At 44.0% G+C, this 23,543-nt stretch carries 21 protein-coding genes and 1 riboswitch; of the genes, 14 read left to right on the plus strand and 7 right to left on the minus strand.

Annotated elements, in window-relative coordinates:
* Positions 1–48: 48 nt before the first annotated feature.
* Genes GWR56_RS16810 through GWR56_RS16820 form a run of 3 tightly spaced genes read left to right on the plus strand, consistent with a single transcriptional unit; the run spans position 49 to position 2,363 of the window.
* Positions 49–993: a phosphoribosylaminoimidazolesuccinocarboxamide synthase gene (locus tag GWR56_RS16810; RefSeq protein WP_162432364.1), complete on the plus strand. Its 945-nt coding sequence runs from the start codon at positions 49–51 to the stop codon at positions 991–993.
* A 52-nt stretch (positions 994–1,045) separates the two neighbouring features.
* Positions 1,046–1,423 carry an STAS domain-containing protein gene (locus tag GWR56_RS16815; protein ID WP_162432365.1) on the plus strand — a complete coding sequence of 126 codons (378 nt, stop codon included), beginning with the start codon at positions 1,046–1,048 and terminating at the stop codon, positions 1,421–1,423.
* 22 nt (positions 1,424–1,445) lie between these two features.
* Complete coding sequence (locus GWR56_RS16820; protein ID WP_162432366.1) at positions 1,446–2,363, plus strand: ribonuclease Z; 918 nt, start codon at positions 1,446–1,448, stop codon at positions 2,361–2,363.
* Positions 2,364–2,532: 169 nt separating this feature from the next.
* Here the strand turns inward: GWR56_RS16820 and GWR56_RS16825 are convergent, their stop codons facing one another.
* Together GWR56_RS16825 and GWR56_RS16830 are read right to left on the minus strand one after the other, a co-directional pair.
* A complete protein-coding gene (locus GWR56_RS16825; protein WP_162432367.1) occupies positions 2,533–3,477 on the minus strand; it encodes an MlaD family protein in 945 nt (314 codons plus the stop codon).
* Between the two features lie 33 nt (positions 3,478–3,510).
* On the minus strand, positions 3,511–4,431 hold the full coding sequence (locus GWR56_RS16830; protein ID WP_162432368.1) for an N-acetylmuramoyl-L-alanine amidase: 921 nt from the start codon (positions 4,429–4,431) through the stop codon (positions 3,511–3,513).
* Between the two features lie 106 nt (positions 4,432–4,537).
* Between GWR56_RS16830 and GWR56_RS16835 the strand changes: the two genes are divergently transcribed.
* The 3 genes from GWR56_RS16835 to GWR56_RS16845 are packed head-to-tail and all read left to right on the plus strand — an operon-like array spanning position 4,538 to position 10,027.
* Positions 4,538–7,225 (plus strand): putative LPS assembly protein LptD, encoded by a 2,688-nt coding sequence (locus GWR56_RS16835; protein ID WP_162432369.1) that lies wholly within the window; start codon positions 4,538–4,540, stop codon positions 7,223–7,225.
* A 10-nt stretch (positions 7,226–7,235) separates the two neighbouring features.
* Positions 7,236–8,477, plus strand: coding sequence for a competence/damage-inducible protein A (locus GWR56_RS16840; protein WP_162432370.1), 1,242 nt, complete (start codon positions 7,236–7,238; stop codon positions 8,475–8,477).
* Positions 8,478–8,527: 50 nt separating this feature from the next.
* Positions 8,528–10,027, plus strand: coding sequence for a dihydrolipoamide acetyltransferase family protein (locus GWR56_RS16845; protein ID WP_162432371.1), 1,500 nt, complete (start codon positions 8,528–8,530; stop codon positions 10,025–10,027).
* A 76-nt stretch (positions 10,028–10,103) separates the two neighbouring features.
* On the opposite strand, the gene GWR56_RS16850 is transcribed toward GWR56_RS16845, so the two are convergent.
* The 5 genes from GWR56_RS16850 to GWR56_RS16870 all read right to left on the minus strand — a co-directional run bounded on the left by GWR56_RS16850 (position 10,104) and on the right by GWR56_RS16870 (position 16,747).
* A complete protein-coding gene (locus tag GWR56_RS16850; protein WP_162432372.1) occupies positions 10,104–11,309 on the minus strand; it encodes a glycosyltransferase family 87 protein in 1,206 nt (401 codons plus the stop codon).
* 116 nt (positions 11,310–11,425) lie between these two features.
* The gene (locus GWR56_RS16855; RefSeq protein WP_162432373.1) at positions 11,426–12,658 is read right to left on the minus strand and encodes a homoserine dehydrogenase; all 1,233 of its coding nucleotides are present in this window, start codon (positions 12,656–12,658) and stop codon (positions 11,426–11,428) included.
* Positions 12,658–13,713 (minus strand): homoserine O-acetyltransferase, encoded by a 1,056-nt coding sequence (gene metX / locus GWR56_RS16860; protein ID WP_162432374.1) that lies wholly within the window; start codon positions 13,711–13,713, stop codon positions 12,658–12,660. Before metX ends, GWR56_RS16855 begins: the two co-directional genes overlap by 1 nt.
* A gap of 96 nt (positions 13,714–13,809) precedes the next feature.
* Positions 13,810–15,123 (minus strand): O-acetylhomoserine aminocarboxypropyltransferase/cysteine synthase family protein, encoded by a 1,314-nt coding sequence (locus GWR56_RS16865; RefSeq protein WP_162432375.1) that lies wholly within the window; start codon positions 15,121–15,123, stop codon positions 13,810–13,812.
* Positions 15,124–15,357: 234 nt separating this feature from the next.
* Positions 15,358–15,470, minus strand: a riboswitch (SAM riboswitch).
* Between the two features lie 161 nt (positions 15,471–15,631).
* Complete coding sequence (locus GWR56_RS16870) at positions 15,632–16,747, minus strand: PLP-dependent aspartate aminotransferase family protein (RefSeq protein ID WP_162432376.1); 1,116 nt, start codon at positions 16,745–16,747, stop codon at positions 15,632–15,634.
* Between the two features lie 185 nt (positions 16,748–16,932).
* On the opposite strand from GWR56_RS16870, the gene mqnE reads away from it, so the two are divergent.
* From mqnE to GWR56_RS16910, 8 genes are all read left to right on the plus strand, one after another.
* Positions 16,933–18,126, plus strand: a complete 1,194-nt coding sequence (gene mqnE, locus GWR56_RS16875; RefSeq protein WP_162432377.1) for an aminofutalosine synthase MqnE — start codon at positions 16,933–16,935, stop codon at positions 18,124–18,126.
* Between the two features lie 124 nt (positions 18,127–18,250).
* Complete coding sequence (locus GWR56_RS16880; protein ID WP_238395256.1) at positions 18,251–18,871, plus strand: histidine phosphatase family protein; 621 nt, start codon at positions 18,251–18,253, stop codon at positions 18,869–18,871.
* Positions 18,872–18,883: 12 nt separating this feature from the next.
* Positions 18,884–19,627, plus strand: a complete 744-nt coding sequence (locus GWR56_RS16885; protein ID WP_162432378.1) for a menaquinone biosynthetic enzyme MqnA/MqnD family protein — start codon at positions 18,884–18,886, stop codon at positions 19,625–19,627.
* Positions 19,628–19,670: 43 nt separating this feature from the next.
* Complete coding sequence (locus GWR56_RS16890; protein WP_162432379.1) at positions 19,671–20,117, plus strand: hypothetical protein; 447 nt, start codon at positions 19,671–19,673, stop codon at positions 20,115–20,117.
* Positions 20,118–20,184: 67 nt separating this feature from the next.
* Positions 20,185–20,994 (plus strand): SDR family oxidoreductase, encoded by an 810-nt coding sequence (locus GWR56_RS16895; RefSeq protein WP_162432380.1) that lies wholly within the window; start codon positions 20,185–20,187, stop codon positions 20,992–20,994.
* Positions 20,995–21,238: 244 nt separating this feature from the next.
* Positions 21,239–21,712, plus strand: coding sequence for a hypothetical protein (locus GWR56_RS16900; RefSeq protein ID WP_162432381.1), 474 nt, complete (start codon positions 21,239–21,241; stop codon positions 21,710–21,712).
* A gap of 233 nt (positions 21,713–21,945) precedes the next feature.
* Positions 21,946–22,143 (plus strand): cold-shock protein, encoded by a 198-nt coding sequence (locus GWR56_RS16905; protein WP_067061679.1) that lies wholly within the window; start codon positions 21,946–21,948, stop codon positions 22,141–22,143.
* A 119-nt stretch (positions 22,144–22,262) separates the two neighbouring features.
* Positions 22,263–23,507, plus strand: coding sequence for an MFS transporter (locus tag GWR56_RS16910; protein ID WP_162432382.1), 1,245 nt, complete (start codon positions 22,263–22,265; stop codon positions 23,505–23,507).
* Positions 23,508–23,543 lie beyond the last annotated feature (36 nt).

The following is a 23,543-nucleotide window of genomic DNA, read 5'->3' on the forward strand; positions in this document are numbered from 1 at the left end:
TAAAAACAAATACTTGCTACTTGATACTAACTACTTGCTACTATAAACATGGACGCAATAAAGGAAACACATTTTAATTTTGAAAGGCAAACCAACTATTACAAGGGTAAGGTTAGGGATGTATATACCATAGATAATAAATACCTGGCCATGGTGGTTACCGACCGCATATCAGCCTTTGATGTGGTACTGCCCGAGGCCATCCCTTACAAGGGACAGGTGCTTAACCAGATAGCGGCAAAGTTTTTACAGGCCACAGCCGATATTCTACCAAACTGGGTTATCAGTGTGCCAGACCCGAGTGTTACCATTGGCCGTATCTGCGAACCGTTTAAGGTAGAGATGGTGATACGCGGCTACCTGGCCGGACACGCGGCGCGTGAGTATGCGCTGGGAAAACGCCAGGTTTGCGGTGTTTCCCTGCCAGAAGGTCTAAAAGAAAACGATATACTGCCTGAGCCCATCATTACCCCAACTACCAAAGCATCGGTAGGGCATGATGAGGATATATCCCGTGAGGAAATACTGGCTAAAGGCATTGTGAGCGAAGCCGACTATATACAACTGGAAAATTACACCCGCCGGCTATTTGAGCGCGGTACCGAAATTGCCGCCAAACAAGGTCTAATACTGGTTGATACCAAATACGAATTTGGCAAGGCAGGCGACACTATTTACCTGATAGACGAGATACATACGCCCGATTCGTCCAGGTACTTTTACAGCGAAGGGTACGCGCAACGTCAGCAAACTGGCGAGCCGCAAAAACAACTCTCGAAAGAGTTTGTTAGAAAATGGCTTATCGAAAACGGTTTTCAGGGCAAGGATGGCCAAAAGGTTCCGGAGATGACAGAAGAAATTGTACGATCGATTTCTGAAAGGTATATTGAACTGTATGAGCAAATTACGGGCGAAACCTTTGTTAAACCGGAACAAACAAACGTATTAGATCGTGTGGAAAACGCCATAAAGGAAGCTTTAGCCGCTTTATAGTGCTTTATTTAAACACAAATTAATTATATCTTAGCTTTTTAATTACAACAAAATGAAATTTACGGTTGACAAGCACGAGAAATATATTCTGATAAAGCTTAACGAATCAAAGTTAAACTCACTGGTTACCCCCCAGCTAAAATCAGAATTGATACTGATCAATACCGAAGGGCAGCGTAATATTATCCTCGACCTTTCGCAAGTGAAGTTTGCTGATTCATCGGGCTTAAGCAGTTTATTGGTGGGGCATCGCTTATGTAAAAATGCAGCCGGTACGTTTATTTTATGCGGATTGAACGACGCTGTTTCGCGTTTAGTTACCATATCACAGCTGGATAATGTACTTTCTATTGTTCCGACATGCGAAGAAGGTATCGACCTGATTTTTATGGAAGAAATTGAAAGGGAATTAAAGAAAGAAGTTAGATAATAATCTGTTATAATCCCCCGGTATGAAATTTGAAGTTACAATACTGGGCAGCAGCTCTGCAACTCCTATTTTTAACAGGAACCCCACAGCGCAGGTACTCAATATAAACGAGAAACTTTATCTGGTTGACTGCGCTGAGGGCACTCAGCAGCAAATGCTGAGGTTTGATGTTAAAGCCAGCCGTATCGATTATATTTTTATCAGTCACCTGCACGGCGACCATTACCTGGGGCTGGTAGGCCTGCTATCGTCAATGCACCTTAACGGCCGCAAAAAGGCCCTGAAAATATTTTGCCCGCCGCCTTTAAAGGAAATAATAGACCTTCAACTAAAATATTCTGAAACTACTTTGAACTATCCGGTTGAGTTTGTTTTTACAGACGCGGCCACAAAAGGGGTGATCTTAGAAAATCAGGACATTTTTGTAGAGACCATACCGCTTGACCACCGCATACCCTGTACGGGTTTTTTATTCAGACAAAAAAAACGGTTAAAAAAACTGATAAAAGAGCGGGTAGAAGAACTGCAAATACCGATACCATATTATGCAGCGCTAAAAAAAGGTAATGACTACCAGTCGCCTGATGGTACGGTTTACCAGAACAATACCCTCACGATGGAACCGCCCGAACCAAAATCATACGCCTATATATCAGATACCCTTTACAGCGACAAGTACCTGGCGTATATAACGCCGGTTACACTGCTTTACCACGAGGCCACCTTTTTAAACGATATGCTTGACCGGGCTAACCAAACGCACCACACCACCGCGTTACAGGCCGGCGAAGCGGCTATAAAAGTAAAAGCCGAAAAGTTGATCATCGGCCATTTTTCGGCACGTTACAAAACCTTGAATGAGTTGTTAGAAGAAGTCCAAAGCGTTTTCCCCAACACAGAACTTGCCGTTGAAGGGAAGACGTTTGTAATTAGCGAATAGCTTGATGAAATTCTATACTCTAATTTCTAAATCCTAAAGCAGGCTTCAGTTTAATAAGTATTAAAACAGGATAATAGGATTAGCTTTAACTAATTTCGAGTATTAAGTGCTTTACAGCTAAGATTTTATTTAGGATTTAGAAATTAGAATTTAGTGTTAATTTCAACCCTCAATCTCCCTTTTTGCCAAATACCGAGAAGTGCACATAACGGCTTGGGTGTGCTTTGATATCAATAAACAAGTTATTTAAATTGCTTGATGCCGAGTTAAGGTTATCGTACATTTTGGTATCGTTCATCAACAGGCCAAGCGAACCCTGTGTGCTGTTTATTTTGGCCATAGTTGCCTGCAGATCGGCAACAGCCTTATTGGCATTGTCTAACGTACCCTTAATGTTTGAGCTAGCCAGATCGGTACTAAACCGTTCAAAATTGTTTGATATACCGGTTAAATGCGCGCTGCTGTTCTTCAAATTACCTGAGGCTGCTTCCGCGTTAGCCATAATGCCGTTGATGTGGCTGGTTTGCGCACCTACAATGGCATCTATCTTTTTGGTTGTACCTTCTAAAGTTTGTAATGAGTTGGCAATGCTGGCAAAGCTCCTGTCCACGTTTTTCTGGAAGGTGGGGTTCATTATTTTATTAATCGCGCCTAAGGCAGAATCTACCTTTGAAATAAGCACTTCAGCTTTTTTTTGAATAGGCTGCAGGCTTTCGGCCAGGCTGCCCTGTATATCCGCCCGCAGAGTATCGCGGTCTTCGGCATACTTGTTACTGTTGCCCAGCTCAAAAACTATAGCCTTGCCGCCCAAAAGGTCGGTGCTTTGCAGTTTGGCCAGGGTGTTATCGGGTATGTCATATTTATCGTCTACCTTAAACTCAACGGTAGTGCGGCCATCAGCATGAAGTTCCATTTTTGATACCCGCCCGATTTGAAAGCCATTTACCAAAACAGGTTTTGATACGGTTAAGCCCTCAACGCTGCGGTAAACGGCATAAAATTTATTAGATCCCGAAAAAACATCGTTACCTTTTAAAAAGCTGTATCCTAATATTAAAACGGTTAATGCTACGGCAGTAAGGGCTCCGATCTTGGTTTCGTTAGATATTTTCATAGATAGTAGTGTGGATGAAGGGCATAAGCGTAATTATTGCGCTAATTGTTCAACGTCTGTTTTATAAGTTTTTATAGCCCGTACTATTGAATTTACGATTTCATTTTGCCCGGCTTCCGAATTTAGGTACTCTTCGTCGTCGGGGTTATTAATGTAACCGGTCTCCACCAGTACTGATGGCATAGCGGCATGGCACAGTACATATATCCCTTGTTCTCTTAGGCCTTCGCTGCGCCTGCCGTCAGTGTCAACAAACTCTGTGCTGATTAAGTTTGCGATTTTTACACTTTGTTTCCGAAATTTGCGCATATAAGCGTCGGTAAGGATAATAACCACCGGGTCGTTAGGGTCTAATCCATCGCCGTTCAGGTCCGAGTCATCTTCTATTTTATTGTTCTTGATGGCATTTTGTTCTTCGCGCGAGCGGTGCAAGCCGTAAACCAGCATTAAGGCGCCTTTCCCGGACCGATCTGGCACACGAACGGATTTGTAAACCGCCCTGCCGCGCCGGGTACCAACACGCTGGCGTACTACCTTGTCTGCCAACGAATTGCAATGTATTGAGATGAACAGGTTCCCCTTATTCTCGTTTGCTATCTGCGCCCGCCTTTCAAATGATACATCGTCCTCGGTTGTACGTGTCAAAACGGCATTTACCCCGTCCAGATCTTTTTCAATAGCCTTTTGCAATTTTAGTGCAATAGCAAGCGTTACATTTCTTTCAGACGAAAATGAGCCGCTGGCGCCGCGGGAATAATGGCCAGGGGGGGCGTTGTCGGGTTTTACACCATGCCCGGCGTCGATAATAATGGTGCGCAGCTTAAAACTATTATTTACAAGCGTGTCGTTTTTTGGATGATCTACTGATGTAAACGAAAACAATGAAAAGCAAACTATTATTGCACCAACGCCACAAATCGCTCTTTTCAATCTGTTCAATATTTTATTTTTCATTATGTTTGAACGCTGTTAACTGTACCTGCAAAAATACTATTCATAATCAATTTTGAAATTAGTTAGGCTTTTTTTTCTACTTGCATTTATACTAATGGTTAACGTAATGGCCTCTGCAAAAAAAGGCTATCATTACCTAACTGTTAAAGATACTATTATAAAACTTGATTCTGTTAGGGACAAGAAACTGCTTAAAGTTACCTCTCCGCAAAAAGTAAACGCCAACAAAAACAAAGCCCAAAGCTTTAACGCTCCAAATCCTACTTCAGTACTTAACACCAGGCAAGATACCACGCCAACGGCCGGCGGCCTTAAATCTGTTGTAAAGGCTACAGCCGAAGATTCGTCGTTTGTTGATAACGATCATAAGATGAAGTATCTGTACGGTAAGGCGCGGGTAACCTATGAAGATTTTGAGTTGGATGCCGAGTATATACGTGTTGACGAGAACAAACATGAGATATTTGCCCGCGGCGCCATCGACCCTAAAACAAGGCGTTATATTGGTCGCCCCTTAACCAAATCGGGGCAGGAAAAACCCGTTGCGTCCGATTCGTTGGTGTTTAACTACACTACCAAAAAAGTTAAAATATGGAACCCTGCATCTGAGCAGGAAGGTAACTATATATCGGGCGGGTTGGCCAAAAGGATAAACGAGAATGAGGTGGCTTACCGCAATGTGATATTCAGCACCTGCGACCTTCCTTATCCCGATACGCACTTCGGTATCGTAATTACGAAGGGCATAGGCCAAAAAAACCGCATCATATCCGGGCCTGCTTATTTAGAGATTGCGGGCGTGCCTTTGCCACTTGGCATACCGTTTGGTTTTTTTCCAAAGCCCGACTCACGTACCTCGGGGGTGATATTGCCAACCTTCGGCGAGGATCAAAAACTCGGCTTTTACCTGCGTAACCTGGGTTATTACGTTGGTATTAACGATAATATCGATGTTACCTTCATGTCCAGCTTATATTCAAAAGGATCGTACGAGTTAAGCGCTAATTCGCGTTATTTAAAACGTTATAAGTACGGCGGTAACCTAACCTTAAGCTACGGCTCGCACAACTATGGCCTGGCCGGTGACCCTGCCGTAAAAGATTTTAACGTGGCCTGGACACACTCACAGGACCCTAACGCAAATCCTGGTACAACATTCAGCGCATCGGTAAACGCGGGTACATCAAGCTTTTACCGCAACAGCCCGGGCCAGAACAATTACGATCTGTCACGACTCACTCAAAATAACTTACGATCAAGTATATCGTATGGCAGGACCTGGGTAGGTACACCGTTTAACCTTAACGTAAGTTTGGGCCACAGCCAGGACCTTACCCAAAAAACAGTAACGCTTGAGCTGCCTACCTTTAGCTTCAACATGTCTACCTTAAGTCCGTTTGACTCAAAAGACCGGGTGGGCGAACAAAAATGGTATCAGCGTATAACTGTTGGTTACAGCCTGGTAGGTACAAATAAACTCAATAACATACCCGAGGCGGAACTATTTAAATCGAATACACTTTCTAAGCGGCTGCAAAGCGGTTTGCAGCACCAGATACCTGTTGCCTTTAACGCTACCGTGTTAAAGTACTTTCAATTTAATACCGGTGTAAATTACACCGAGCGGTGGTATCTGCAAAGCATTCGTAAAAAATTTGACCGGGGATCGAGAGACGCGATAATTGATACCGTTGCAGGCTTTGCCCGTGCAGGCGAGTACAGCTTTAATGCAGGCTTTTCTACAAAATTATATGGTACCATACCGTTTAAAAAGGGAAATATAACAGCCATCAGGCACGTATCAACGCCGTCTATCAGTTTTAATTACCGCCCCGACTTTGGCGACCCCAGCTATGGCTATTATCGCACGGCGGTAAGCGCGGCAACGGTTCCTTATCCTTATTACGCGCAGCGATACTCAATTTTCGAGCAGTCGGTTTATGGTGGCCCGTCGCCAGGTAAACAGGCCGGTATAGGCTTTTCGCTCGATAATACCATCGAGGCAAAAGTTAGGCCCAAAAGCACAGACACATCGGGTGTGGCCCGTAAGATCCCTATTTTGCAGGGCTTAACTTTTTCTACCTTTTATAATTTCGCCGCCGACTCTTTAAAACTATCAAACATCAATTTTTCGGGGCATACCTCTGTATTAAATGAAAAGGTAAACATCAATTTCAGCGGTTCATTTGACCCATACTACACCCAGGTGCGCGACTCTATTACCAACGGCCGGCTACAAAACTATATCAGGCGCGTTAACCGCTTTAGCTGGCAGCAAGGCAAATTTCCGCTGCTTCAATCGTTTAGTTTTTCGGCAAGCGGCAGCTTAAACCCGGCAACCTTCCATCCAAAAGCTACGGTGCCGGTGGGCAACACCCTGCAAACTATGGACCCCAACCAGGCCCAAAGGCTTGCCATGATAAACAGCGACCCAGGGGCATATATCGATTTTAATATCCCTTGGAATATATCGTTAAACTACAGCTTTAATTACAATAACAACATTATCAACACATCATCCAGCAATACCATAATGCTAAGCGGGGATGTAAGCCTGACCGATAAGTGGAAGATACAATACAACACCAACTACGACCTTAAACTGGGTAAGCTATCTGATGCTACATCGTTTGCCATATATCGCGACCTGCATTGCTGGGACCTCTCAATCCAGTGGCTGCCATTTGGTTTTTATAAATCCTACAATGTTACATTAAAGGTCAAGGCTTCGATATTGCAGGATCTGAAATTGAGCAAACGCAGCGATTACACAAACAACGCAGGCTTTTATTAGTAGTATTGATATGCTGGCAGAAATTATAACTATTGGTGACGAAATTTTAATAGGGCAGATAGTAGATACTAACTCTGCCTGGATGGCGCAGAAGCTTAACGCCGAAGGGATAAGAGTGAAACAGATATCGTCGGTATCTGACGACCGGGAGCATATCCTTAACGCACTGGCCGAAGCGGCCAATCGGGCCGATATCATTTTTATAACGGGCGGCCTGGGCCCAACCAAAGATGATATTACCAAACAAACACTTGCGGAATATTTTAACGTAAAGCTTGTGCTAAATACTGAAGCTTTAAATAATGTGCAGCAGATATTTAAGCGTTATAACAGGCCGCTGCTTGAAGTGAACCGTAAACAGGCAGAAGTTCCGGAAAACTGCGAGATAATTTTGAACAGCAATGGCACTGCGCCCGGAATGTGGTTTAATGTGGATAGCAAGCTATACGTTTCGATGCCCGGGGTGCCGTTTGAAATGATGTACATGATGGAGGATGCGGTAATACCAAAATTGAAACAGCTGCTGAACCTCCCGGTTATTATCCATAAAACTATATTGACCGCAGGCGAAGGTGAATCGTTCCTTGCCGAAAAGATAGCCGATATTGAGAACGACCTGCCCGGCAACATCAAGCTTGCTTATTTACCAAAAATGGGCCAGGTGCGTTTAAGGCTAAGCGCTTACAGCAATGGCGGCGCTTCGCTTTCAGATCAGTTAGAAGAATTTGCCGCCCGTATTGTCGAAAGGGTGGGCCCTAATGTGGTAGCGCTTGAGGATATCCCGCTTGAAAAGGTTGTACTAAATTATATGACCGATAACCACCTGACATTATCGGCGGCCGAAAGTTGTACCGGTGGGTATCTTTCGCACCTGATCACGCAGCATGCGGGTTCGTCGCAGGTTTTTCTGGGTAGTGCGGTAACCTATTCTAACGATCTGAAGGAAAATATTTTAGGTGTTAAAAACGAAACCTTGTATCAGTTTGGAGCTGTTAGCCGCGAAACCGTAACAGAGATGGTTGCAGGCGCGCTACAGCAATTTAAGTCGGACTACGCTGTGGCCATTACCGGGATAGCCGGCCCCGGCGGGGGCACAGCAGAGAAACCCGTGGGCACCGTATGGATTGCGGTGGCAAATACAAATAGAACGGTTGTAAAGAAATTCACATTTGGTAATAAACGCCCCCAAAACATCGAAAGGAGTGCCATGGCTGCCTTTTTTATGTTGATTACTTTACTAAAAGAAACATAAATGTGACACAGTAATTGTATAATTTTGACCAACGAACTATAGTTTTGCGTATGGCCAAATACCAATTATTACTGCCAAAGATGGGTGAGAGTGTTGCGGAAGCAACCATAATTAAATGGAATAAAAAACCAGGTGATTATATTGAAGCAGATGAGGCAGTTATAGAAATTGCGACTGACAAGGTCGATTCTGAAGTTCCTTCGCCGGTTTCCGGAAAATTAATTGAACAGCTTTGTAAAGAAGATGAAGTAGTACAGGTAGGATCGGTAATTGCCGTTATAGAAACCGATGAGGCGGGCGGCAGTAACGAACCGCAGGCCACTTCCGAACCAACACCTGCACCACAATCTGTAACAGAACAAGCACCACAATTTGTGGCCCAGACAAGCCCTCAGCCTGCCGAACAAGCCGCACCTGTTGCCGATATACCGGGCATCAATCAAATTGAAGAGAGAGAAAGCCCACCTATTGACGGCGTTAAATACGAGAACCGATTTTACTCGCCATTGGTTAAAAATATCGCCAGCCAGGAAGGTATTGGTAATAACGAGCTTGACCAGATACCGGGTACCGGCGCCGAGGGCCGTTTAACCAAGGACGACCTGCTGGAGTATATCCAGAAACGCGGCTCCAAAGCGGCGGCACCACAAGGTTTTGCTACAGCGCAACAGCCTGGAGTTGCAAAACCAACGGAACAACCGGCAACGGCTTATACCGCACCGCAGCCAGCACCTTCACCTGCTTCCAAGGCTCCACAGTTTGAACCTGGGCAACAAACAGCCCAACCGGCTGCCGAAATGCCAAAGGCGGCGCCACAACCTGCCGCTACATCTGTTTCGGGCGGGCATGAAATTATTGAAATGGACCGCATGCGTAAGCTGATTGCCGAGCATATGGTTTACAGTAAGCACACGTCGCCGCATGTAACTTCTTTTGTGGAAGCCGATGTGACCGAATTGGTGAACTGGCGCGAGAGAATTAAAAACGCGTTCGAGAAACGCGAGGGCGAGAAAATTACCTTTACACCTATATTTATAGAGGCGGTTGTAAAAGCTATTAAAGATTTTCCGCTGATAAACATATCGGTGAACGGAACCCAGATCATCAGGAAAAAGGATATTAACATTAGCATGGCTACTGCTTTGCCAAGCGGAAACCTGATTGTACCGGTTATTAAAAAGGCGGACGAGTTGAGCCTTATTGGTATTACGAAGACTGTTAATGATTTAGCTAACCGTGCCCGTAACAACAAACTGCAGCCCGACGATGTAAGGGACGGTACGTTCACCATTACCAACGTAGGCTCGTTTGGCAATGTAATGGGCACGCCTATTATTAACCAGCCTCAGGTAGCCATATTGGCGGTTGGGGCAATTAAAAAGAAACCGGCCGTTATAGAAACGCCAAAAGGTGATGCGATAGCCATCAGGCATATGATGTTCCTGTCGCTTTCTTACGACCATCGCGTAGTGGATGGTGCCTTAGGCGGACAATTTGTAAGCAGGGTAGCCCATTACCTTGAAAATTGGGACACTAACAGGAGTTTATAGTTACAGGAATATATAGTTAATTTAATTTGTGAGTTTCTACAAAAGCAAAGGCTTCCCTAACCGGAAGCCTTTTGTTTTATGCTTTGTTCTCTAAGTTGTCAATCTTTAAAACGCCCGCTTTTTTGCTGAAATCACGGGTGAGCATTTCGTATACGATCTTAAACCATATTAATAAGCACGGAAGGGCTATCAGGGCATAGGGTATCACGTAGTTTACTCGCAGATATCGCGGGAAAAGATCTGAAGGCGAAAAGTTGGTAAGCACCAGGGCGAATATCATCAGGAACCGTTCGTAACCTGTAATTGGCCTGTCTAAGATCACATACCATATACTTACCCCGATAAAGGCGATTACGTAGGTTGGCGGCTCGCTACTGGTGCTGAATATGATGGTAAATATCAATACCGAAGCCAGCAATAATAATTGGTAATTAAGGTTTCGCCAGTATTTTATACGCAACATTGATGCTACGAAAACCAGTATGGCCGGCACCAATATCAACAAGTTCGACAGGTTTTTCACCAGGAATATTTTAGTTATCATACCCATAACACTTACGTTACCCCTGGTAGAAGTAAGATTTGCTGCGTTTTTTGCCAGCAGATCAGGATACCAGTCGCGATAGGTTTGGATAATATAAGCCGGAGACGATACGAGCATGGGCAATGCAAATAACACTACCGACCAAAACGCCAGGCTTAAAATAAATTTCGCTTTGTTGTCCGAAAAGAAGAAGAACGCCAGCCCTACAATGCCGTATAACTTTATAGCGGTACCTAAAATGATCATGAGCGCGGCCCAGAAATCCTGCTTTTTCCTGATAAAAATAAAGCTGAATATTACCAGCGCCGTAATCAGCGGATTTACCTGCACATTACCCGATGAACCCATAATACTGTTAACATTAAGCAGCAAAATCACAAACTTTTGCGAGTTGTTAAGGGGTAATTGCATTATGGCATAATACAATATAAAGGCCAGGAACATCACCCAGAGTATTACACCAGCCTGGTTAGGTAAAACTGCAAACGGCGCAATTACCAAACCAAACACCGGCCCGTAGTGGTTAAGGTCGAAATAGTACTGCGGCTCGGGGCCAAACAGCGTGTGCTGGTTTATAAGGTTTAAAAAGTTGTGCTTGTAAATGATGTAATTGTTATGCGTGGTTAATTTGTTTGAGGGGTGCATAACAATATCTTTTGCTACCGCGAAAAAGCTGAGTCCGAACCAAAGCGACAGGATAAAGGTTTTGTTGAATAGAATATTTTTTAGTTTTTGCATACAAGTGGCTACAGGTTGCAATAATACGTAAAGGCGGTTATATCCAAAACAAGCCAACGCAAACAAAAAAAGAGCGCACTTGATTGTACGCTCTTTCTAAAGGCAGGGGTATATAATTAAATTACAGCTTCGTACCTTTTTTCGGCGGCCAGGCTAACGCCTGTTAATTGATCGGCAAAAGCAACAAATGCCTTACTATCCGCTATCAGCTGCTGGTTGTCAATTAGTTTTTGCAGGTTTATTTTACCAATTACGAACTTATAGCTGCCCGAGTAAAAGCGCTCGTGAATGTGTTCAAACTCCAGCGCTTCTACAAGCGCTTCGTCCTCGTAACGCAGGTAAATATTTACCTCTACGTTATTGGTAAACTGCAGGTAGTTGTCGGCTTTGGCCTTTTTATATTCGTATTGGTAATTATATCGTAAGGCCGCGATATCCGATAATACGGCCGAGCCGGTAGGATGGCCGCCCGCACCTTTACCAAAAAAGAACTGCTGATCGGCAAAAGCTGCTTGTACGGTTACACCGTTATATTCATATTCTACGTTGTATAAAAATTCCGTTTCGTTTACAAATTTTGGCATTACAAACAGGGTTACATGCCTGTCGTCGAGTTCTTTGGCAACAGGTACCAGCTTTATTTTCAGCTTTTTCTCCCGTGCGTATTGCAGATCGTTTGGCGCAAGGTTTTGTATACCGATGTTAAGCACCTGTACCGGGTCTATCACCACGCCGTAAGCATGAGCCGCGGCAATAATAAGTTTATACTTGGCATCGTACCCGCCAACATCCATAGTAGGGTCGGTTTCGGCAAAGCCAAGGTCTTGGGCCTGTTTAAGGGCAGTATTATAGTCAAGGTTCTCTAAATAACCTTTTGAAAGGATATAATTGGATGACCCGTTAAATATACCGCTAATGGAATGCAGCAACTCGTTATCGTAATATTCCTCCAGGTTGCGGATGATAGGGATACTGCCGCAAACCGCGCCTTCGTAAAGCAGCGAAGTGCCATACTGGTGCTGTAACGCTATCAGTTCGTCAAGGTACGTGGCGATCATTTTTTTGCTGGCCGATACCACATTTTTACCAGAGCTTAAGGCCCGCGATACGATCTCGAACGCGGCTTCGGTATCGTTTATCAATTCAACCACCGTATTGATCTCGGGATTGTTTAATATCTCGTCCCTGTTTGTTGTGAACAATTCTTTCGGCAGCGACCGTTCCTTTTCGGGATTTTTTATCGCGATCTTGACAATCTCGAGGTTAAGGTTCTTGGTTTTGATGATATCGTATAATCCCTGGCCTACAACTCCAAATCCGAACAGGCCTATATTTAATTTCTTACTCATTAAGCGATTTTTTGTAGTTCAATAATTTTTCCTTTTACATCTGTTTTAAAAAACGATGTGATGATATTTGTAAGGTCTTCTGTTTCAATTAAAAAGCCATCGTGCCCGTAAAACGAATCAAGTTCGGCAAAGGCCGACTTCGGAATATGCCTGAACAGGTACTGCTGTTCCTCTATAGGGAACAACACGTCAGATTTGATACCGATAACCAGCGTGCGTGCCTTGATCAGGCTAAGCGCTTTATCTATGCCATGCCTGCCACGGCCAACATTATGCGAATCCATCGCTTTTGACAGGTACCAGTAGCTGTAAGCATTAAAGCGGTTCACCAGCTTTTGCCCCTGATAGTTCTGATAGGTTGACGCTTTAAAATTATCGGTAATGGTATCGCTATCTTCCTGTTGAGTGATAGCATAGGTTTTATAGCTGCGGTAGGATAGGAGCGCAATGCTTCGCGCGGCCTTTAACCCCTTACTGCCGCCGTCAGGCGATCCGGCGTAAAAGGTACGATCGGCAGTAATGGCCAGGCGTTGCGACTCGTTAAACGCAATACCCCAGGGTGAGTGGAGTGCATTGGTCGCTATCAGTATCAGGTTTTTAATACGTTCGGGCTCAATAATGCTCCACTCGATAGCCTGCTGGCCGCCTAATGATCCGCCCAATAGTATTTCGATATGCTCAATTTCCAAATGGTCTGCAAGTATCTTATGCGCCTTAACAATATCCCTAATGGTAAACTCCGGGAATGCCAGGTAATAAGGCTGCCCTGTAGCGGGGTTAATACTTAACGGACTAACAGTGCCATAAGGCGATCCCAAAACATTGGCACAAACAATAAAATGATCCTTGGGATTAAAGTGGTCATTGGGGCCGAAAAGGCCTTTCCACCAGTCAAAAACATCGGAATTTGCAGTGAGGGCATGGCATACCCACACTACATTATCCCGGTTTTTATTGAGGTTTCCATAGGTATTAAAGCCGATCTCAAGTCCCTGTAGCTTCTGGCCGGATTCCAGTTCAAACGTTCCGGTATAGGTAAAACTTTGTGTGCTCATTTGTTACTTTTCGTTATTTCGGGAGCAGTTGCCTGAACAACCGCTCCCTGATAACATCACTTAAAAAACTAAAAAAAACTAAAAAATTCTTAAAAATTAAACGAATTCAGGTTGTTGTACTTTGGCAAATGCCTGTTCAAAATCAGCCTTAATATCATCTATATGTTCTATGCCGACGGCCACTCTTAACTGTGCCGGCGTAACCCCGGCTGATAGTTGCTCGGCGTCGCTAAGCTGCTGGTGCGTGGTTGCCGATGGCTGAATGATCAGTGTTTTAGCATCGCCCATATTGGCCAGGTGGCTCACCAGCTTTAAATTATCTATCACCTGGTTCGCCACTTCCTTACCGCCCTTTATTTCGAAAGTCAGCACCGCGCCAAAACCATTTTTCAGGTATTTTTTGGCAAGGATATGATAGGGCGAGGACTCCAGCCCCGGATAATTAACAGATGCCACCTGCGGGTGCTGCTCCAGCCATTTGGCCAGTTCAAGGGCGTTGTCGACATGGCGTTGCACCCGCAACGACAATGTTTCCAGCCCCTGTATGTTAAGCCACGAATTAAACGGCGACTGCGCAGGGCCAAAATCTCTCAGACCTTCCACACGGGCACGGATAATGAAATTGATATTGCCAAACGGGCCGTTAATGCCAAATACATCGTTAAAAATTAACCCGTGATAACCTTCGCTTGGCTCGGTAAACTGCGGGAATTTTCCGTTGCCCCAGTTATACGTGCCGCCATCTATAATAGCGCCGCCGATGCTGGTACCGTGGCCGTTTATCCACTTGGTGGTAGATTCTACAACCACATGCGCACCATGCTGCAACGGACGAAACAGGTATCCGCCCGCGGCGAAAGTGTTATCTACTATCAGCGGCAGATCGTGCTTTTTGGCTAAGGCCGCCAGCTTTTCAAAATCAGGAATGCTGAAACCGGGGTTGCCGATAGTTTCGGTATAGATGGCTTTGGTTTTACCATCGATATGTTTTTCAATGTTTTCGGCGGTATCGTCCTGGGCAAACCGCACCTCGATACCCAGGCGCTTAAACGCCACCTTAAACTGGTTGTAAGTACCTCCATACAAGAAAGGAGAGGTGACAAAGTTATCGCCAGCCTGCAGGATATTATTTAGCGCGATAAACTGGGCCCCCTGACCCGATGCTGTTGCCAAAGCTGCGATGCCGCCCTCCAGGGCTGCAATGCGCTTTTCAAAAACATCGGTAGTAGGGTTCATGATACGGGTATAGATATTACCGAACTCTTTTAGCGCAAACAGGTTCGCGCCGTGCTCGGCATTATTAAAAACGTATGAGGCAGTTTGATATAAGGGTACCGCGCGCGAGCCTGTTACAGCGTCAACTTCCTGACCGGCGTGCAGTTGCAGTGTTTCGAATTTTAAATTAGACATGTTCTGTAGATTTAAGAGGTATTGATGAAATATTACAATTACGACAGGATAAAGCTATCCTAAGCGGGTATCACGTGTTTTTTTGGGAAACAGAAAAGGGAACGTGTACTGCATCAACAGCAGCAGCAACACATACAAATACAGCCTGCAGAAAGGTTGTATACAGAAGAACCACCCGTTTGAGTTTGCGATGTGTTTTGTTGTGCTAAATAAATCAGACTATTCATGACTATTAATTTATATCCCCCGGGTAACATATTTTCCGGGACAGGAATTGGCACCTTCTACACCTTGTAGGGTTGCCAGCGGTTCATCGAGCCTGATCTCTCGCCGCTTCTTTATAAATCAAAATCCGTGTGAGGGAAAATTGATCGATTGGTATCGCTACCAAATAATGTTTCAAATATAGGGCAATAAGGTTTTAAGTTCCAAATTAAATTTTAATTTAATTGTCATTTGTCAATTATACAGCGTTCTTTAGGAACTATGATAACGGCCTGAATTAAATTTACGCCATTGCCTGCTCCAGATCGGCTATCAGGTCATCAATATGTTCTAAACCCACCGATACCCTTAAAAGGTTAAAGGGCGTTTTGGTATCAGGTCCTTCAACACTGGCGCGGTGTTCTACCAGGCTTTCAACGCCACCAAGGCTGGTGGCCTGGGTAAATATGTTAAGCGCGTTCACTACTTTTTTGGCCTCTTCCTCGCCGCCTTTCAGTGTAAACGACATCATGGCGCCGGGGCGGCTCATCTGCGCATTTACAATATCAAACTGCGGGTGCGACGGCAAACCGGGATACATCACCCGTTCTACACGCGGGTGTTTTTCAAGGTATTGCGCCAGCAGCAGGGCGTTTTGCACATGGCCGCGCATTCGGTAAGGCAAGGTTTTAATACTACGTACCAAGTAGTAACAGTCCATAGGCGAGGGCACCGCGCCGCCCATAGTTTGTACATTTTGGATCTTTTCCCACCATTGGTTTTTCTGAGCAGTAATAAGCGCCCCGCCCATTAAATCACTGTGGCCGCCAAAATACTTGGTAGAAGAGTGCATCACCACATCGGCACCCAATGCCAGCGGCTGCTGGCACAGCGGCGTGGCAAAGGTATTATCGCAAACTACCTTAATATTATACCCGCGGGCAATAGCAACCACCTTTTTTATGTCAGTAATTTTCAGCAGCGGATTAGATGGCGTTTCTATCCATATTACACCGGTATTGGGTTTAATATGGGCGTTTAAAGCATCTTCATCATTCACATCAATAAAATCAAATTCCAAAATGCCCTCAAACAACGTTTTAAGCTGGTTGCGCAGTCCGTGATACATATCGTCGGGGCAAATGATGTGTGTGCCCGGCTCAAGCGATTGAAATACCGACATACCCGCGGCATTACCTGATGAAAAAGCCGCCGCTTCAGCGCCGCCTTCTAACTGTGCCAATACATTTTCTAACGATGCGCGGTTAGGGTTTGCCGAACGGCTGTATTGATAACCCGATGAAAATCCCCCGTCTTCATCACGCTCAAACGTGGTCGACATTACGATTGGTTGTACAACAGCTTTGGATGAGGCATCGGTGTGGTTACCGGCGTGGATGGCAATAGTTTCTATTTTCATAACAGGGAATAATGTCGCCAAATTAACCAAGAAAATTCAGTTATCAATAGCGGCCGATGCAAAATGGTTCAGCATTTTCCTACTGTAACATCATTGTCATACTTGCGTGTTTAAACACGTTTCAAATTATTACGTACGTTTTAAAACTAATGCAAATTGCTACATTTGCTCAAATATTTTTCTAAATGGAAGTATCAGAAAACTTCAGGGTATTGCTGGATAACCCCCAACTTTTACCCGAGCTTAAGAACATTGCCGAGAAGGTACTTCATAACCAGCGCATCACTTTTGATGAAGGCGTTTTGCTTTACGAAAAAGCTGAACTGGGCTACCTGGGAGTACTTGCCAACTACATACGCGAACAAAAACACGGTGACAAAACTTATTTTAACCGTAACTTTCATATCGAGCCGACTAACCTTTGTGTTTACGATTGCAAATTTTGCTCGTACTCGCGCCTTATAAAACAACGTGCCGACGGGTGGGAATACACGATGCAGGAAATGCTCGACATCGTTAAAAAGTACGATGACCAGCCCGTTACCGAGGTGCATATTGTAGGCGGGGTTTTACCGCAGTACGATGTAGCTTTTTACAGCGAACTGTTCAGTAAAATAAAAGCCCACCGGCCAGATCTGCATGTAAAAGCGCTTACACCGGTAGAATATCATTACATTTTTAAAAAAGCCAAAATTGATTATGCTACAGGGATGAAGCTGATGAAGGATGCGGGCCTGGAATCGATACCGGGAGGAGGGGCGGAGATATTCCATCCGGAAGTGCGCGATTTGATAGCTAAAGATAAATGCACCGGCGACCAATGGTTGGCCATACACGAAGAGTGGCATAAATTGGGTATGCGATCTAACGCCACCATGCTTTACGGTCATATCGAAAAGTTTTACCACCGGGTTGATCATATGGAGCGTTTGCGCCAGTTGCAGGACAGGACAGGGGGTTTTCAAACCTTTATCCCGTTAAAATTCCGCAACCAGGATAACCAAATGAGCAACGTGCCCGAATCTACTGTGGTAGAAGACCTGCGCAACTACGCCATAGCGCGCATCTACCTTGATAACTTTGACCATATAAAAGCCTATTGGGCCATGATAAGCCGCACCACCGCGCAGCTATCGCTTAATTTCGGGGTTGATGATATTGATGGTACGCTTGACGATACCACCAAAATATATTCGATGGCGGGTGCCGAAGAGCAAAAACCGGCCATGAGCACAAAAGAACTGGTTGACCTGATAAAGCATGCGGGCCGTTACCCCATAGAGCGCGATACGCTTTACAATGTGATTACCGATTATAACGACTACCAGTTTGAGGAACAGGAAAAGCCGCGTTTTTATAAACTGCCGGTAATTAATTAGTTTATTGGTCTGTTGGTTCACTGGTTCATTAGCTCATTTATTCATTGGTACTTACCAATAAACAAATGAGATAGTTAGCCAAGATCCGAACCAATGAACTAATGAACATTTGAACTAATGAACAATGATTCAAAAAACATTATATATAACACGCCACGGCCAAACCGACCTTAACAAACAAGGCATTGTGCAGGGCCGCGGTCGCGATACCGATCTGAACGATGAAGGCCGCCGCCAGGCAAACCAATTTTATGAGGCTTATAAAGATGTACCTTTCGATAAAATTTATGTATCAGCTTTAAAGCGCACGCAGCAAAGCGTACAGCAATTTATTGACCTGGGCATCCCTTATCAGAAACTATCGGGCCTTGACGAGCTGGCCTGGGGCGTACACGAAGGACAAGCCGCTACGCCCGATACCAAAGCCGCGTTTTTGCAATTAATGCGCGACTGGCTGGATGGTAAGCTGGATGAAAAATTTGAGGGCGGCGAAAGCCCAAACGAGGTAAAAGAAAGACAGCTAAAGGCACTTGAAACTATCATGAGCCATCCCGAAGAAAAAACGGTGCTGATATGTATGCATGGCCGCGCGCTGCGTTTGCTGATGTGCGTACTTACCAACCAGCCGCTTACCCAAATGGATAATTTTCCGCACCAGAACCTTGTGCTGTATAAGGTTACCTACGATGGCGCCACCTTTACAATTGCAGAAGCAAACAATGCCAAACATTTAAAAAACGATTAGAGAGAACGATACGTGAATAAGATAAAAATTTCTGCCGTTAGCTACACTAACACCAAACCCTTTTTATACGGATTACAACACTCGGCGGTTAGGGACAGGATAGACCTGAGCCTGGATATGCCATCTGACTGTGCGCAAAAGTTAATTGATAACGTAGTTGATATTGGTTTAATACCCGTAGCCGCTACCTTAAGTTTACCCCAGTGGGAGATTGTATCTAACTATTGCATCGGCGCTGTGGGCGCGGTAAACTCCGTGTTCATTTTCAGCAACTGCGATATCAGGGATGTAAAGCAGATACAGCTGGATCCGGAATCGCGCAGCTCAAATAACCTGGCACTTGTGCTGCTAAAAAACTATTGGAAGGTACAGCCCGGCCTGATCAAAAACGCGCCCGATTACGCGGCATCGGCCGATGAGCATACCGCCTTTGTACAAATAGGCGACCGCACCTTTGGTAAAACAGAACGATATAAATACGTTTACGACCTTGCCGCAGAGTGGCAAAAGTTTACCGGTTTGCCGTTTGTATTTGCCGCCTGGATAGCCAACAAACCCATCCCGGCCGATTTTATTAAAGAATTTAATGAGGCTTTAAGGTATGGACTGGCGCATCGCCCCGAGCTTTTAAAAGAATTGCCTCAGCGGGCCGATTTCGACCTGCAGGATTACCTGATGCACCGTCTGGACTTTGACCTGACCGAGGATAAAAAGAAAGCTTTATATCTGTTTTTAGATTATATAAAGGGGTTATAGGGTATTAGTTGAAATGTTTATATTGAACTAAATATTTATTTTAATGCAAAGTTCAAAGGATAACGGTGGGTCATCACATATTAGATATGGACATAGCCATTATCCACGAGTCATGGATGTTATTTGCCCTTATTGTTGTAAAAAGTCAGCGCTAAAATATATTGGCATTCCGGATAATGTGGAGCATTTTTTAGATATCGATTATCAAATAAAGGACCTATTGTTTACCTGCGATCATTGTTTAAAGAGGAAAACGATTGACAATTCTAATATTAAAAACTTTGAGCTTTTTAATAAAATCGAAATCCGTGGAGAGTTGATATGGGCATGGAACTCAAACCACCTCGATTATTTAATCGAAGTACTTTCTGGTAATGAACGACCGTCTCATAAGTGGGCATTTTTCAGAACTTATATTCATAAAAAGTGGTTTGCTAAAACCAAAAATGATTCAGATATCAAAAAGCTTGAAAGACTAAGGCATAAATAGTAATAATAATTTTATTTCCTCTCAAACCATATCCATTATTTGGCATTGCTCATATAATTGATAGGATATGAAAACACAAAAAAATTTGAAGGGGCAGGTTGCCATTGTAACGGGCGCGGATAGCGGTATAGGCCAGGCGGTAGCCATTGCCATGGGGCAGGCGGGGGCTAAAGTGCTTATTAACCATATCGGCCAGCACGACAAAGCCGATGAAGTGGTTAAACAGATCACCAAAGCTGGCGGAAAGGCATTTGAGTTTCACGCCGATGTAGGCAACGAACGCGAAGTACAGGCAATGTTTGCAGCTGTTATAAAAAAGTACGGCAGGTTGGATATACTGGTAAATAACGCCGGTTTACAAAAAGACGCGAGCCTGATTGACATGACCCTTGATGACTGGAATACCGTTATCAATACCAACTTAACCGGGCAGTTTCTGTGCTCGCGCGAGGCGGCAAAATTATTTATCGAACAGGGAGCAGAGGATGGCGTTAGCTGCGCCGCCGGCAAGATCATTTGCATGAGCAGCGTGCACGAAGTTATCCCCTGGGCCGGACACGTAAACTACGCAGCCAGTAAGGGCGGCATAGGTATGTTTATGAAAAGCATAGCCCAGGAGCTGGCGCCGCACAAAATTCGTGTGGTAGGGATCAGTCCGGGAGCGATACAAACGCCCATCAACCAAGACGCCTGGGAAACGCAAAAAGCACTTGATAAACTTTTAACGCTTATCCCGTACAACCGCATTGGCCAACCCGCGGACATCGGTAAACTGGCTGTTTGGCTGGCATCAGACGATGCAGATTACATCACCGGTACCTCCATTTTTATAGATGGCGGCATGACATTGTACCCAGGCTTTGCAGATAACGGATAAAAATCGTCATTAAAACGTCACAAACAACGGTCTTCTTAATAGTAAATTAACTTAGTGTACTATTTACAATAAGCACCGGGTATTTTTATTGACATATTGTTAAAAGTACACTATCTATTTGTTGAGATTTTTTGATTTTGATTAAAAACCGAGTAATATTATCAAATATTTATAAAAATTAGCTTAAATTATAACTTTATTCAACAACAGGCTATATTTGTTGCATAATTTAAAATTTAAGCTCATGAAAAAATTATTTATATCAACCGCTATCGCAGCATTGTTCACAGTGAATGTTTTTGCTGCAAACACAGTTACCAAAACCGAAGACGGTTCTGAGAACGTATCAAACGTTGTTACTTCAAAATTCAATAATGACTTTGCACGTGCCGAAGGCGTTACCTGGAAAGTTAGCCCCAAATTTCAGAAAGCTACCTTCACCATCGACGGTGTAAAAAAATCGGCCTTTTATAACCTTAGGGGCGAGTTGATAGGCGTGACCGAGAATGTACAATTCAGGGCGCTTCCTGAAAAAGCAAGAAAAGAAATTGCTCAAAAATACGAAGGTTACTTTGCTAATGAAGTAATTAAACTTGATAACGGTGACGACAGCTTTGATTCGATCACCTATTTTGTTGATCTTAAAAGCAGTAAAGAAGAAGTTTTGGTAAGGGTTACACCATCTGCCGGTGTTTACTTCTTTCAGCAGGTAAAATAATATTACGCCTGTTTATATGGGTTTAAAAGTCATCAGCATAAGCTGATGACTTTTTTATTTAATATCATTTTTTTATTATTATTAACTTAATAATAATTTTATTTGGTTATACAATAATTTTATATATTTGATACAGATAGTTGTACGTTCTACATTGATTATTAAACCATTTTTATATTCAGTTGAATAACTACTGATCTTAACGCAATTTTTAATACGCTTATAATATTATTATGAAAACTGGAAAAGTAAAATGGTTTAACACACAAAAAGGTTACGGATTTATCATTACAGATGATGGTAAAGACCTGTTTGTTCACTTTAAAGATGTACAGGGCGGTGTAAATGCAATTAAAGACAACGACAACGTTGAATACGAAGAAGAAGAAGGACGCAAAGGCCTGCAGGCGGTAAACGTTAAAAAAGTTTAATAAACGCCCCGCCGAGATATAAACCCCTGTTTACACAAACAGGGGTTTTTTTGTGCGGATAATTTGTTTTTTACATGCATTTTATACCTTAGCCTAACTAATTATATTTCATCCTGACCATGACTGATATCGCCCCGGCAAAACTCACCCGCAGTGCCATTTTCCTGGTACTGGTAGCCTCGCTTGGCTATTTTGTTGACATTTACGACCTGCTGGTTTTCTCGATAGTTCGTAAGGCCAGTTTGCATGATATTGGCGTTAGCGAGGCGGACATTATGCCCAAAGGCCAGTTTATCATAAACGTACAAATGTTCGGGCTGCTTTTGGGCGGCTTGCTTTGGGGCATTATAGGCGATAAGCTTGGCCGTATAAAAGTATTGTTTGGCTCTATATTGATGTACTCTATAGCCAACTTCGCCAATGCTTATGTAAGCGATGTAAATACTTATGCTATTATACGCTTCGTAGCAGGCATAGGCCTTGCGGGCGAATTAGGGGCAGGCATTACCCTTGTTACCGAAACCTTAAGCAAAGAGAAGCGCGGTTACGGCACCATGATCGTGGCGGTAATAGGTTTGTTTGGCGCGGCTGCGGCTTACGCGGTGGCCAAAAACGGCTGGCAGCATGCCTATATGGTAGGCGGCGGTCTGGGTATTGTGTTGCTGCTGCTTCGGGTGGGTACATTTGAATCGGGCATGTTTAACAGTGTAAAGCAGAGCGGGGTGTCAAAAGGCAACTTTTTTATGCTGTTTACCAATGCAGACAGGTTTAAAAAATACCTTTATTGTATTTTAATAGGAGCGCCGCTTTGGTATGTGGTTGGCGTATTGGTAACCCTTTCGCCCGAATTTGGCAAGGCCCTGGGTGCTGCCGAACCGCTTAGCGCAGGCGAGGGAGTATTATACAGCTACATCGGTATTGCCATAGGCGATATTTTTGCCGGTGTACTGTCGCAGGTTACCAAATCGCGTAAGCTAACCATGGCTGTGTTTCTGATAATATCTGTAATTAGCGCCTTTATGTACCTGGATTCAAAGGGCATCACACACGATAGATTTGTATGGATATGCTTCTTTATGGGCTGCACTGTTGGCTACTGGGCCACGTTTGTAACCATAGCTGCCGAACAGTTTGGCACCAACATCCGTTCAACGGTAACAACGACGGTACCTAATTTTGTAAGGGGATCGTTAATACCTATTAATATGGCTTTTAATGCCTTTGTAGTACATTATGGCATGGTTACCAGCGGTTATATCATGATGGTTATTTTAACGCTAATTGCGTTGTTCTCGCTTAGCCAGTTGAAAGAAACTTTTGGTAAGGACCTAGACTATATAGAAGAAGAAGCGGGGATCAGTTAATTAGCGCTTACTTGAGCGATTATTTAGCTTGCCAAG

Origin of the sequence: Mucilaginibacter sp. 14171R-50 (genome assembly GCF_010093045.1) — a bacterium.
In the GTDB taxonomy this organism is placed as follows: domain Bacteria; phylum Bacteroidota; class Bacteroidia; order Sphingobacteriales; family Sphingobacteriaceae; genus Mucilaginibacter.